15 protein-coding genes are annotated in these 13324 nt (G+C 37.8%); 9 read left to right on the forward strand and 6 right to left on the reverse strand.

Annotated elements, in window-relative coordinates:
• Positions 1–408: 408 nt before the first annotated feature.
• Positions 409–1206 carry a YwqG family protein gene (locus ACG94X_RS11425; RefSeq protein ID WP_419383850.1) on the reverse strand — a complete coding sequence of 266 codons (798 nt, stop codon included), beginning with the start codon at positions 1204–1206 and terminating at the stop codon, positions 409–411.
• A gap of 171 nt (positions 1207–1377) precedes the next feature.
• On the opposite strand from ACG94X_RS11425, the gene thyA reads away from it, so the two are divergent.
• From thyA to msrA, 5 genes are all read left to right on the forward strand, one after another.
• Positions 1378–2220, forward strand: a complete 843-nt coding sequence (gene thyA / locus ACG94X_RS11430; protein WP_419383851.1) for a thymidylate synthase — start codon at positions 1378–1380, stop codon at positions 2218–2220.
• A gap of 112 nt (positions 2221–2332) precedes the next feature.
• Positions 2333–2845 carry a dihydrofolate reductase gene (locus ACG94X_RS11435; protein ID WP_419383852.1) on the forward strand — a complete coding sequence of 171 codons (513 nt, stop codon included), beginning with the start codon at positions 2333–2335 and terminating at the stop codon, positions 2843–2845.
• Between the two features lie 30 nt (positions 2846–2875).
• Positions 2876–3937: an Lnb N-terminal periplasmic domain-containing protein gene (locus tag ACG94X_RS11440; RefSeq protein ID WP_419383853.1), complete on the forward strand. Its 1062-nt coding sequence runs from the start codon at positions 2876–2878 to the stop codon at positions 3935–3937.
• 326 nt (positions 3938–4263) lie between these two features.
• Positions 4264–4707, forward strand: coding sequence for an META domain-containing protein (locus ACG94X_RS11445; RefSeq protein WP_419383854.1), 444 nt, complete (start codon positions 4264–4266; stop codon positions 4705–4707).
• A 147-nt stretch (positions 4708–4854) separates the two neighbouring features.
• Positions 4855–5379, forward strand: a complete 525-nt coding sequence (gene msrA, locus ACG94X_RS11450) for a peptide-methionine (S)-S-oxide reductase MsrA (protein WP_419383855.1) — start codon at positions 4855–4857, stop codon at positions 5377–5379.
• Positions 5380–5461: 82 nt separating this feature from the next.
• On the opposite strand, the gene ACG94X_RS11455 is transcribed toward msrA, so the two are convergent.
• The 5 genes from ACG94X_RS11455 to ACG94X_RS11475 all read right to left on the reverse strand — a co-directional run bounded on the left by ACG94X_RS11455 (position 5462) and on the right by ACG94X_RS11475 (position 9239).
• Positions 5462–5866, reverse strand: a complete 405-nt coding sequence (locus ACG94X_RS11455) for an ExbD/TolR family protein (protein WP_419383856.1) — start codon at positions 5864–5866, stop codon at positions 5462–5464.
• On the reverse strand, positions 5866–6489 hold the full coding sequence (locus tag ACG94X_RS11460) for a MotA/TolQ/ExbB proton channel family protein (RefSeq protein WP_419383857.1): 624 nt from the start codon (positions 6487–6489) through the stop codon (positions 5866–5868). Before ACG94X_RS11460 ends, ACG94X_RS11455 begins: the two co-directional genes overlap by 1 nt.
• A gap of 27 nt (positions 6490–6516) precedes the next feature.
• Positions 6517–7347: an energy transducer TonB gene (locus tag ACG94X_RS11465; RefSeq protein WP_419383858.1), complete on the reverse strand. Its 831-nt coding sequence runs from the start codon at positions 7345–7347 to the stop codon at positions 6517–6519.
• A gap of 234 nt (positions 7348–7581) precedes the next feature.
• Complete coding sequence (gene purU, locus ACG94X_RS11470; protein WP_419383859.1) at positions 7582–8448, reverse strand: formyltetrahydrofolate deformylase; 867 nt, start codon at positions 8446–8448, stop codon at positions 7582–7584.
• A 98-nt stretch (positions 8449–8546) separates the two neighbouring features.
• On the reverse strand, positions 8547–9239 hold the full coding sequence (locus tag ACG94X_RS11475) for a TetR/AcrR family transcriptional regulator (RefSeq protein WP_419383860.1): 693 nt from the start codon (positions 9237–9239) through the stop codon (positions 8547–8549).
• 113 nt (positions 9240–9352) lie between these two features.
• On the opposite strand from ACG94X_RS11475, the gene ACG94X_RS11480 reads away from it, so the two are divergent.
• From ACG94X_RS11480 to ACG94X_RS11495, 4 genes are all read left to right on the forward strand, one after another.
• A complete protein-coding gene (locus ACG94X_RS11480; protein WP_419383861.1) occupies positions 9353–10801 on the forward strand; it encodes a coniferyl aldehyde dehydrogenase in 1449 nt (482 codons plus the stop codon).
• Between the two features lie 165 nt (positions 10802–10966).
• A complete protein-coding gene (gene rpmB, locus ACG94X_RS11485) occupies positions 10967–11203 on the forward strand; it encodes a 50S ribosomal protein L28 (protein ID WP_053578814.1) in 237 nt (78 codons plus the stop codon).
• A gap of 12 nt (positions 11204–11215) precedes the next feature.
• Positions 11216–11371, forward strand: coding sequence for a 50S ribosomal protein L33 (rpmG, locus tag ACG94X_RS11490; protein ID WP_003654787.1), 156 nt, complete (start codon positions 11216–11218; stop codon positions 11369–11371).
• Between the two features lie 174 nt (positions 11372–11545).
• Complete coding sequence (locus ACG94X_RS11495; protein ID WP_419383862.1) at positions 11546–13264, forward strand: cation:proton antiporter; 1719 nt, start codon at positions 11546–11548, stop codon at positions 13262–13264.
• Positions 13265–13324 lie beyond the last annotated feature (60 nt).

Below are 13324 nucleotides of genomic sequence, written 5' to 3' on the forward strand. Positions count from 1 at the left end.
GTCCTCAAACTGCCCTTTTGAATTGATTCAAACCACCTTGTTTAAACCAATAACAACTTTTCACAAGCCATGCATAGTAATCAGCAATTCTTAAAATGTAGACTTAAAACATGTAAAAAAATATGTAAGTGTTAATAAATCTCATTTGTAACGCCTCAAGCTACTGAAACTTCTGAAATTATAAAAGTTACAAATCGATTCTATTTGCTCAAAAAACAACCAACCTAAGGCGTGTAAATTAAGCCATATTGATTTAAAAATAAATCAATTGAATCAATGGGTTTAAGTGTCAACTAAGTCATGTTTTTGGTTTTTAAAATTAAAAAAATCTTGCTAAATAGGTATTTTTTAAATAAAAAAAGCTGATGTCATCAACATCAGCTTTTTCAGAAATCAGGTCATCTATGATTAATAGCAATCCCAGTTATATACCACTTTAGAAAAATCTCTTTTTTCGAGATCATCTGGATGAATAAAGAAGTTTCCTACACCTGAATCCCCCCACATGATCTCAATGCCTTCAACATCACCAGTATCAATCTGCAATAGCAAAATATAATCTTGAATGGATTCATTGTATTCACGAGGATCCGTTTGAGTAAAAAATGGATACCCCCCTAAACGATGACCACTTGCTGAAAAAACTTCACTGTATTCATCACAAAACTCTTCTTCATCGTCTCTTTCATAAGGGTCTGTGACTTTTTGAGCAAAACTAAAATCATTCATATCAATATAGCTTTCAGCTTTCTCAAACTGAATCGCAGACTGCCCTGCGATAGGACTATAAATATCATCCTCAGCAAAACTTGGAAAATCAGTTTGTAAAAGTGCAAGATCTTGCTCAATCTTGTCATAGAAAACCACGCGAAAGCCATCTTGCTTTTTTTGATCATCAAAATTGAGACCATATAAATCATCATGCGGATTGATAAAAAACTGTAAAATTCCTGACTTTGGATAATGGTGATTTTCAGGCAATTCTGCAAAATTAATCTGTGCCAATAATTGTAAGTCTTCACCCTCCACACTCTGCGGATATTGCCTTCCTACAGGTAAATAAGGATTTCCCCCTACTTTACTTTGCCAAATCTGTAAATCTTCAGTGGGCAATAATGATATTTCTATACTGTCTTTTTTTGTCGCAATAATTTGCGTTTTATAAGGCTGTAAACATGCTGGCAGCTCATTCAAATTTATACTCATTTTCAAATACTCTTAGTTTTAGATATTAGATGGATGCAAAAACAGAAAATAATCTATCTTAAAAAGAAAGTCAGATTAGTATAAACTCACAGACAATTCAGAAATATGATCAAACCATAAGGCTACGACACAGCTCGTCTCTTTAAGGTTTACGATGCACAGTGGGAAATTATGAAAACGTATTTAGACCTCTTACAACATATCCTCGACAACGGTGGCGATAAAGGTGACCGTACAGGTACAGGTACACGTTCTGTATTTGGTCATCAAATGCGTTTTGATCTTTCCAAAGGTTTCCCTTTACTCACCACGAAGAAAGTTCATTTTCGTTCAATCGCAATTGAACTTTTATGGTTTCTAAAAGGCGACACCAATGTTCAATATTTAAAAGACAATAAAGTCTCTATTTGGGATGAATGGTCTACGGCAGAACAAACGGCTCGCTTTGGACGTCCTGAAGGTGAACTTGGGCCCGTTTATGGTCATCAGTGGCGCAATTTTGGCGCAACCAAACTTGAAAATGGTTTGTATGACAATGATGGCTTTGATCAAATCCAATGGCTTGTGAATGAAATTAAGACCAATCCTAATTCACGCCGTTTAATTGTTTCAGGTTGGAATCCGAATGAAGCGGGTAATGTTGCATTACCGCCATGCCACACTTTATTCCAATTTTTTGTTCAGGATGGAAAGTTGTCTTGCCAACTTTATCAACGTAGTGCAGATGTTTTCTTAGGGGTGCCATTTAATATTGCCAGCTATGCTCTACTGACTCATATGGTTGCTCAAGTTTGTGGTTTAGGCGTAGGTGATTTTGTCTGGACTGGCGGTGATACACATTTATATGTTAACCATTTTGAACAAGCAAAACTTCAGTTAACACGTGAACCCTTACCATTGTGCCAACTTCAATTAAATCCTGAAATTACAGATATTTTTGATTTTAAATTTGAAGATATCGAAATTATTGGCTATGAATCACACCCTGCCATTAAAGCGCCTGTAGCAGTTTAATTTTTGAAAATACTCTCTTCTTAATGCAAACAATACCTGCTCTCTCGACAGTGAGCAGTTTCACAGCCTAAGACGAGAGATTGATCAAGACCTCGTATTAAAAGAGTCCGTTATGACATTTAAAAACTTTGAAATTGTGCATGTTGTTGCAATGGATCAACAACGCTGTATTGGTAAGGGCAATGATCTGCCTTGGCATATTTCAGCCGATCTCAAACACTTTAAAGAAATCACCCAAGGTGGTGTCGTGGTAATGGGACGTAAAACCCTTGAGTCGATGGGTCGAGCGCTTCCAAAACGTGTCAACTGGGTCATTACACGTGATGTGAATTGGTCATTTGATGGAGTCAAAACAGCGCATAGCATTGAAGCTGCTTTAGAGTTGGCTATTCCAGATGTACTTGCATCAGAAAAGCCTGAAAGTATTTTTATTATTGGTGGTGGTGAGATTTTTAAGCAAACGATTAATATCGTAGATCGTTTAGAATTAACGCATGTCGAATTAGATGTTCAAGGTGATGCTCATTACCCAGAAATTCCTCAAGAATTTAAAAAAGTTGCATCTGAGTCACATATTGATGACAAAACAGCCATTGCATTTGAGTTCGCAACATATCAAAAATAAGCCAAACTTAACAATTCAAAATAGCGCACTATGTACGACATGAGAAAAAAAGGATTTTTTCATACCTTTATGATGGGTTTAACCCATTTCATTTTTAGCTTATTTCTACTTTTAACCACGATCTGGTTCTGTCTCGCCATTTGGATGCAACAACCTGTTGGCTGGTTGTTGAGTTGCGTCATTATTGCGATCTGGGTTGTATTTGCACTAAGCATTCTTGGCATTTATTTTACAAAAAATGTTTTTAATCGCCGTACAGATACCTTGCTGTATATCGCTGCTTTTATATGTAGTTTAGTTTGGTATTTTAGTATTTCAGCTCAGCAAAATCGAGATTGGGACCCTGAAGTTGCACGTATTTTCACCTACCAAAAAAAGGGTGATCTGGTCACTATTGAAAATATCCGTGATTTCAAATGGCACGGTGAGCATCAATACGATGAGCATTGGGATACACGAACTTATAATTTAGACCATATCACGGGTGTTAATATTATTGCCTCGTATTGGATGGGGCCACAAATTGCCCATACATTGGTCAGCTTTAACTTTTCAGATCAGAAACCATTGGTCTTCTCAATAGAAATACGTAAAGAAAAAACCGAAAGCTTTTCTGCCATTGGTGGTTTTTTTAGAAAATTTGAGCTCAGTTTAATCGCTGCCGATGAACAAGATATTGTCTATACACGCAGTAATATTCGGGGTGAACAAGTTTATTTCTTCCCCATCAAAATGGCTAAACCTGAAATGAAAGCCTTGTTTGAAGAATACCTCACCAAAACCGATGAACTAGCCAAACAACCCAAATGGTACAACACCCTCACCAGTAACTGTACAACAATCGTTTTTGATATGGTACAAGCCATTTCCCCACAAAAACTTCCAACGGATTATCGACTTTTAGCTTCTGGTTATTTACCCAATTATTTATATGATTTAGGCGCTCTAAGCCATAATTGGACAATGAAAGAATGGTATCAAAAAGCACACATTAATCCGAGAACTGCTGAATTTGATCATTTTAAATATCAAAACAGCCGAAATTTTTCAGAAGTTATTCGTTATGGTTTACCAGTAGAAAAAGCTGAATAACTTACATTAGACTTCTTTCATTAGTTAAAAACAACCAAGTATTTACAATTAAAGATGTCATAAAACTAATATTGGTCGTTCCTTCTCCCTTTAGGAGAAGGCTAGGATGAGGAACGCTTATCAAAAAATCCTCTCCTTCTTGCGAAACCCTGTTTCTCATCCTTTAAAAGGAGAGGGAACTCCAATGAAAATCAAAATTGATTACAAGTTACTTTAGCAAGAGATGTATTGAATATTGAAAATATGCAAAGTGATACATTCTAAACCTAGAAATTAATTCATTTTTTTGTTTAGATCGTAAAAGTAAATTGACCGTGAGATAAGCCATGTTAAAAAAAATCATTATTTCTAGTTTAATCGCCTGTTCATGCACATTAGTTGCATGTACTTCTATGCCTACTGCAGATCAACAAGCTAAAAATGTCAGCCTCTTACAAAATACCAATTGGGTACTGACCCATATTGGCGCTATTGAATACAAACCTAATCCAAATACACGTAATGTACCTACTATTCAATTTAACCCTGACTTAGTCGTGAGAGGCAGCGATGGTTGTAATCGCCTCGCAGGTGTTTACGCGATTAAGGGCGAGCATATTACATTGAGCCAATTGGGTTCTACTCGTATGTATTGCGAAGAAACGGCACAACTTGCACAACAATACTCAGAAGCTCTTGGCAAAGTAAAAGGCTATCAAGTTTATGATAAAACGCTCAAATTATTAGACCAGCATGGTAATCGTGTTTTGCAATATTCTGCTCAACAATAGGTTTTAGATATATTTATCTATATTCCATCTAATAAAAGCCTTAATTTTCAGGCTTTTGTTACGTTTAAAGATAAATTATACATGATTAATTCACAAAATTTTTCTATATTAATCATATCGGTCATTTATAAATAAAAGGATTTCAACATGCAACAAGCACTTTTTGGTGGTGGATGTTTTTGGTGTTCGGAAGCAGTATTTTTGCAATTAAGAGGTGTTCACCAAGTCATCAGCGGTTATGCAGGTGGTGATACGGCTCATCCAAGTTATGAAGATATCTGTACAGGTCAGACTAACCACGCAGAAGTGATTTTGATTGATTACGACGAACAACAAATCGACTTTAAACAATTATTAACCGTATTTTTTGCAACGCATGATGCAACCACATTAAATCGTCAGGGCAACGATATCGGCACACAATATCGCTCAGTGATTTACTATTTTAACGAACAACAAAAACAAATCGCAGAAGACTTTATAACGCAACTCAAAGCAGACGGATTAGATATTGTTACAGAACTCAGCCCTGTACCTACGTTCTACCCTGCGGAAGATTACCATCAAAATTATTATGCAAAAAACCCTGCTCAAGGTTACTGTAATTTTGCCATACCGCCTAAATTAATGAAATTACAAAGTCAGTTTCAAGCTTTGCTCAAATCTGAATAATAAATAATGAAGCATAAAAAAGCGATCTTTCTAGATCGCTTTTTTTACTTAAATTGGCTGTAATCATTCGCCCATAGATAACTTAGTTATCACTCATAAATGCTAAATCATTTAGACCCGCTTCACTTGCACGAGACATCACTTGCGCTACAGTGTCATAACGAGAATTTTTATCAGCTCTTAACTGTACAGCTGGCTTCGTTGCATTTTTTCCAGCTTCATCAAAACGCTTAGATAATTCTTCTAAACTAATCAGTTGATCATTCCACGCCACTTGCCCATCTTGATTAATACTAATCGTAATCGCTTCTGGTGGTGGGGTAATCACTTCTGCTGTAGTTTTTGGTAAAGTTAATGGTATCGATGGGTTAGCAACGGTTGCTGTCACCAAAAAGATGATCATCAATACCAACATAATGTCGATTAATGGAATGAGGTTCATCTCATTCATACCAGAATCGTTGTCTTCTCCCAATTGAAAAGCCATTAAGCTTGACCTCCAACTAGACCTTTTTGTGTAGATACAGCTTCAACTTTCTGTGCAGAAGAATCTTGCTGAAGCATGGTATCAATGAGTAAGCCATGTGCTTGGTCTTGTAATTCATTTGATAATGTACGGTTGAAACGCACACAAATGTTATAAGCCAATACCGCTGGAATTGCGACTGCTAAACCTAGACCCGTCATAATCAAAGCTTCACCTACTGGTGTCGCAACTTGAGCGAGTCCTGCTTGACCACTTTTACCCACGGCAACAAGTGCATGGAAAATTCCCCAAACCGTACCAAATAAACCAACAAATGGTGCAAGAGAGGCGATTGTTCCTAATACAGAAACGCCTTTTTCAGCATTGGCTTTCTCAACTGAGATTTGACGTAATAAAGCTTGTTCTGCGACAGCTTTACGTTGATCAAAACTCAATGGTGCAAGCTTCGCTTTTAAAGCACTCACGGCTTGAGAAAGTTGAGCTTTGGCAACTTGCTTTAACTGACGTGTACCTAGAATTCGTAATATGAATACCGTCCATGTCACAATAGACATGGTTAATAGTACGAAGTACAGTGTTTTACTGACTGCATCAGCATGTTGCCAATAGACTGAAAAGTTCATATTCAGATTTCCTAATTCCTAAAAAAATTATCTACCTTTGGATACAGACAAAGTAAAATCTTGTTTAATTGCAAAAGGAACATTCACCCCATTCTCTTTATAAGGCTTGAATTTCCCTGCATATGTTTGTTTAACCACATAACTGTCTAATGCACTATTTCCACTCGATTGTAAAACAGTCACATTAGTCACTGTCCCATTCGCATCTGCATTAATTTTTAAATTAATCGTTTTCGCACCATCTTCTGGCTTCATATTACGCAATAAAGCCACTTCAGAAATTTTTGGTGAACGAACCCACGAAACATCACCAGAACTCACATTACGTGTACGATTTTGATCTGCATTACGTTGACGATCACGTTCTTCTTGATCACGTTTTTGCTGATCTTGACGTTTTTGCTCGTCTACACGTTTTTGGTCTTCTACACGTTTTTGATCATCTAAACGCTTTTGGTCTTCTAAACGCTTTTGATCATCTAAACGTTTTTGATCATCCACACGCTTTTGCTCTTCAAGCTTACGTGCCTTTTGGTCATCTACAACAGGTTTTTTCTGTTGGATAATTTTAGGCTTAACCACTGGTATAGGTTCAACTTTCTTCTCTACGGGTTTCGGTTGAACTTGCGGCTTAATCGGCTCAGCTGGAGGAGGTGGCGGTGGTGGTTCATCTTGTTTAAGTTTTACAAATTTAACTTTTAAGGGTTCTTTTTTAATCACAGGCAATTCAAATGCTTTCATTTGGCCAATAGCCCATAAAACACCCACATGCCCAACAGCAACTGCTAAAATTGCAGCAATGACTTTATTCTTCATCGATGGTGGTGTTTGAAGTGGTGCTGTGGAAGACTGACTCATATGAATCTAAATACCTAAAATTCGACATTGAACATGCTACAAATTCAAATAAATGCTTTTGCAGATGAAGCTCATCGGATAGAACAATTAAAGTGTGCTAATGATAAATGAGAAGTGTTTTCATTTGCAACTACTTTTTGGTTGTTTTTAATCGATTTTCTTAATCAAAAAGTAAAAAAAGGACGCATAAAGCGTCCTCCAGTCATCATTATTTCACTTTAAAAACACTTCATCTTATTGAAAAACAACAGTCTTATTGCCATCAACAATAATGCGATCTTCTAAATGCCATTTTACAGCACGTGCAAGTACATTTCGCTCAACGTCTTGACCAAGCTCACGTAATTGTTCAACAGTAAAATCATGGCTTACACGCTCTACATCTTGCTCAATGATTGGACCTTGATCTAATTCAGCAGTTACATAATGCGCCGTCGCACCAATCAACTTCACACCCTTTTCATGCGCTTGCTTATAAGGATTTGCTCCTACAAATGCAGGTAGGAATGAATGATGAATATTAATGATCTTCATTTCCCATATTTTAACAAATTCTTCATCTAGAATTTGCATATAACGGGCAAGTACCAATAAATCATTACCTTGCATTAACTCATCGATTCGAGCATAAGCTTCACGCTTATTTTCTTTATTGACGGGAACGACTTCAAAAGGAATACCAAAGTTTTCTACAGCTTCACGTAAATCTGCATGATTAGACACAACTTTAGTAATTTCGCAAGCCAATCCACCACGAGCATGACGCCATAATAGCTCAAGCAAGGCGTGATCAACTTTAGACACGAGAATACCGACTTTTTTGACATCGCTGACCAACGCCATGCGCCAATGCATGTTGTAACGCCCTGCAACATTGGTTGCAAAAGTTTGCAACAAACTTTCTCTACGCGCTTGTAAGTGGTCAAGTTCAAATTCAACGCGCATGAAATAACGTCCGCCCTGAGCTTCAGTCGCGTATTGATCAAGCGCAGTAATATTTGCGCCTTGATGATACAAAAAGCTCGATACAGCTTGTACAATCCCTGGCTTGTCTTCACAAGTAATCAGTAGCCGTGCTGTGTTAGCAGTCGTCATGTTCATGTTGATTGATACCACTTATAAATTAATTTTAAAAACAGCCGAATATTCTAACCCTTTTTCGCAAGCTTTCAATCATCGCGTAGGATTAACCACATATTTTAACTATGTTTGCTCGCAGATAAACTTGCAAATAATTCAGAAGAACCAAAACTTTCTAATAGTCTTTCGTAAGTCTCACGACTTTCTCCACGTAAATATGGGCCTTCTAAAAACACCATTTGACGTAAAGCTTGCCAAATCCATTTTTCATCTAAGTGGTTTGAATCACTCAAATGTCCAGACATATATAAAAAATTCGTCCAGTTGGTCAGCACGATCCATAAATTAATAATCAATGCTTCAATTTCTGTTGCCGTCATCTGCATTAGTCCTGCATCAACAAAAGCCTGATAGATTTGCTGACCTTGTTGCATGACTTTTCCAGCAAAGCGTGGATAAAGCTTTCTGAAGTCATCATTATTTTCAATTAAATGATAAACATCACGATGCAAAAAACGATATTCCCATAATTGACTGCTTAAAACTTGAAAATAACGAATTTTATCGTTGGCATTGACTATACGGTCATCTGGTAATGAAAGCATATCCAATGTTTCTTTTTGGTACTGCTCCATCAACTCTTTGATGATTTCTTGCTTGTTGCGAAAATGATAGTACAAATTCCCAGGACTGATCCCAAGCTCAGCAGCAATATGGTTTGTCGTGACCGCACGTTCGCCCCGCTCATTAAAAAGTTGCAGGCTAATTTGTAAAATTCGGTCTTTCGTTTTTAACGTTTTGGAACTTGACATCCTATTACCATTTCTAACCGTTAGCGCAGCTAACACATAAAGTGACTTGACTATTTAGAGCATTTACTCTAAAAAATATAGTATATTAACCAATTCGTAAATGGTGTTCTGTCATGAACAGTCAAACAAAAACAAATTCAATGACTCCCTTCTCGCCTGAAGTACAGCATATGCATGACATTCTTGCGCAACAAAAAATTGCGTATCAACGTTATCCAGTGCCTACGGCGAAGGAACGTATCGAACGTTTAGCTCGTTTGAAAAGAGTATTGGTAAAGTACCAAGATCAATTTGCAGATGCAATCAACCAAGATTATGGTAATCGTGCAATTAGTGAAACTAAAATTGGTGAGTTACTCACGTGTTTAGAGCAAATCAAATATTATAGCAAGCATTTAACTGCTTGGATGAAACCCTCGAAACGTCATGTTTCTATGTTACATCAACCTGCTAAAGCATGGGTACAATATCAACCTTTAGGTGTGATTGGAATTATTGCACCTTGGAACTACCCTTTACTACTTGCAGTTGGACCTTTAATTTGTGCATTGGCAGCGGGTAACCACGCCATGATTAAAATTTCAAGTTCATCAAGTAATTTAGGTCATGTGCTGGAAAATGCATTATCTGAAGCATTCCCACAAGAACTTGTTGCAGTTATCAATGGTGGTGGTGCAATTTCAGATGCATTTTCACATTTAGCTTTTGATAAAATTATTTTCACAGGCTCAACCAATGTCGGTAAAACGGTGATGTCTGCTGCTGCTGAAAATCTCGTTCCTGTGATTCTAGAACTCGGTGGAAAATCACCTGTAATCGTTCATCCATCCAGTGACTTAAAACTCGTTGCTGAACGTATTGCTTTCGGTAAATTATGGAATGCAGGTCAAACCTGTGTTGCACCTGACTATATCTTTTTGCCTAAAGGCAAAACCGAAGAGTTTATTGAAAGTTTTAGAAAAGTTACAACAACAATGTATCCAACGATTCGCGATAATCAGGATTACACCAGCATTATTAATGATAAACAATACAATCGTATTCAAGGCTATTTAGAAGATGCTCGCCAACAAGGTGCTCAGTTGGTTGAAATTAATCCAAATAATGAAGATTTAGATTCCGTCCGTAAAATTGCGCCTACTTTCTTAACGGGCGTATTACCAACAATGGATATCATGAAGAATGAAATCTTCGGTCCAGTATTGCCAATTATGGAATATGACCAAATTGATGAAGTGATTGACTTTATTAATGGCAGACCGCGTCCACTTGCTTTATACTATTTCGACTTCGATAATGCTCGTGCAGAATACGTTTCTCAACGTACTCATTCTGGGCATTTCGGTCAAAATGCTGTAGTTACCCATGTTGCACAAGACGATTTACCATTTGGTGGCGTTGGTGCTTCGGGTATGGGCAAATATCATGGCCCAGAAGGTTTCTTTGGTTTGTCGCATGAACGGTCAGTAATGTCTATTCCTAAGCTTTTCAGCTTAAAATTCATTTTACCACCGTACGATAAACCGCTAAATAAAATTTTAGAGAAGGCTTTCCTACGCTAACTGATCAAGGCATGACCTATTGAATTGGGTCATATTGCTTTTTGACGAATTCCGCTTGTCTTTTAAGCGGAATTTTGGTATAAAACGCCCCTTGAATGAATTCAATCCGTTTTATTTTGACTGGCCATACAGATTTGCTGTTGGCTAAATCAATGGAGTTACACCATGTCTAAGGTTTGCCAAGTTACCGGCAAGCGTCCAGTCGTTGGTAACAACGTCTCACACGCCAACAACAAAACTAAACGCCGGTTCGAACCGAACCTGCATCACCACCGTTTCTGGTTAGAAACCGAAAAACGTTTCGTACGTCTTCGTCTAACCACTAAGGGTATGCGTATTATCGACAAATTGGGCATTGAAAAGGTTGTTGCTGACCTTCGTGCTCAAGGTCAAAAGATCTAAGGAGTCTGAACCATGCGTGATAAAATTCGCCTAGTTTCTACTGCTGGTACAGGTTATTTCTATACCACTACTAAAAACAAACGTACTATGCCGGAAAAAATGGAAATCAAAAAATTTGATCCAAAAATCCGTCAACACGTAATCTTTAAAGAAGCTAAAATTAAATAATTTTAGCTTTCTTAAAAAATCCGACCCTTTTGGGTCGTTTTTTTTGCCTTTTTTTTATTCGAGTTGTTAAACTAAATGTGCGCTTTGGCACTGTCTGTGCTTTAAACTGAGCGCTATCATAATTTTTGAAATGATTTTTTGAATGATTTCTCCTCAATAGTTAAGGAGTATTTAGTGCCTCATGATGTAGATTTGATTGTTTTACTTGCAGTTGGTTTTGGTATAGCACTTATTTTTGGCTATATCGCTGCACGGCTACGTCTTCCTCCCCTCATCGGATATTTAATTGCTGGGATTATTATCAGCCCAAATACGCCTGGCGTAGTGGCAGATTTAGCACTTGCCAATCAACTTGCTGAACTTGGGGTGATGTTCTTGATGTTTGGTGTGGGAATGCATTTTTCCCTCAACGACCTGATGCAAGTGCGTCGTATTGCTGTACCTGGTGCAATTTTACAAATTGCAGTTGCGACTTTACTGGGTATGGCTGTTTCGATCTTTTGGGGATGGAGTTTCGGATCTGCATTGGTTTTTGGTCTAAGTCTGTCCTGCGCAAGTACTGTTGTTTTACTGAAAGCTTTGGGTGATAAAGGCTTACTCAACTCTGTTAATGGAAAAATTGCAGTTGGATGGCTCTTGGTCGAAGACCTTGTGATGGTCTTGGTTCTGGTATTACTCCCTGCCACTGCCGTACTTTTAGGTGGTCATTCTATTGAAGGAGATGCTCCTGATCAGAATATTTGGCTAACACTCGGTATTACATTATTAAAAGTCACTGGCTTCATTGCATTCATGTTAATTATTGGCAAACGACTCGTTCCGTTGATCATGCAATATGTCGCTCGTTTGGGCTCTAGAGAGCTTTTCACATTAACGGTCGTTGCAGCAGCAGTATCCATTGCCTATGGCTCATACGCTATCTTTGGCGTGTCTATGGCGCTTGGTGCATTCTTTGCAGGAATGGTGGTTAAAGAATCTGACTTTAGTCATCGTGCAGAGGAAGAAACTTTACCGTTAAGAGAAATATTCTCAATTCTATTTTTCGTTTCTGTCGGGATGCTATTCGATCCAAGAATCCTAATCGAACAACCTTTACAGATTTTGGCTGTCATCGCCATCATCATGATTGGTAAAACAATTGCAGCAATGGCACTGGTTTTATTCTTCCGCTACCCCATCAATACAGCTTTAACTGTTGGCGCTAGTTTGGCACAAATTGGGGAATTCTCGTTTATTCTTGCAACACTAGGTTTATCACTGGGTTTACTTACACCCGATGCTCAAAACTTAATTCTAGCCGGTGCATTATTCTCGATCACGCTCAATTCATTCTTATTTTCTGCTATCGAACCAGTGCAAAACTGGATTCGTGAGCGTTCACACCTTGCTCGTTTATTGGAGCGCAGTGGCGACCCATTGGCAATGCTGCCCGATGAAGTAGATCAAGATTATTTACGAGATCAAGTGGTGATTGTTGGTCATGGTGAAGTAGGAAGACGTATTACCAAGACATTAATGGATGATGGCATTAAGGTTGTGATTGCAGAAGAAAATCGTGAAATTGTAGAAAACTTGCGTGAAAAAGGTATCGCAGCAGTTTCTGGTCGTGCAACTGAACCGAGTGTTTTGATCCAAGCACATATTCAACATGCTCGCTTATTAGTGATTTCCCCAATGGATATTGTTGATATTCATAAAATTGTTGATACCGCCAAACTGCTTAATCCACAAATTCAAGTTTTAGTTTGTGCAGAGAATAAAGAAGAAGCAGAAGTCATTCGCAGAGACAATATCGGCGATGTTTACTATGCCAAAGAGGAAATGGCGAAGAATATGAGCAATTATATTTTGAATCAAATCCAAATTGCGCATCATAACGAACCAACGCATTAATTACACTGATTGAAAATACAGGTTGCACATGTTGCAGCCTGCATTGATTTATCGTAAATA

The organism is Acinetobacter psychrotolerans, from assembly GCF_048552595.1.
GTDB lineage: Bacteria > Pseudomonadota > Gammaproteobacteria > Pseudomonadales > Moraxellaceae > Acinetobacter.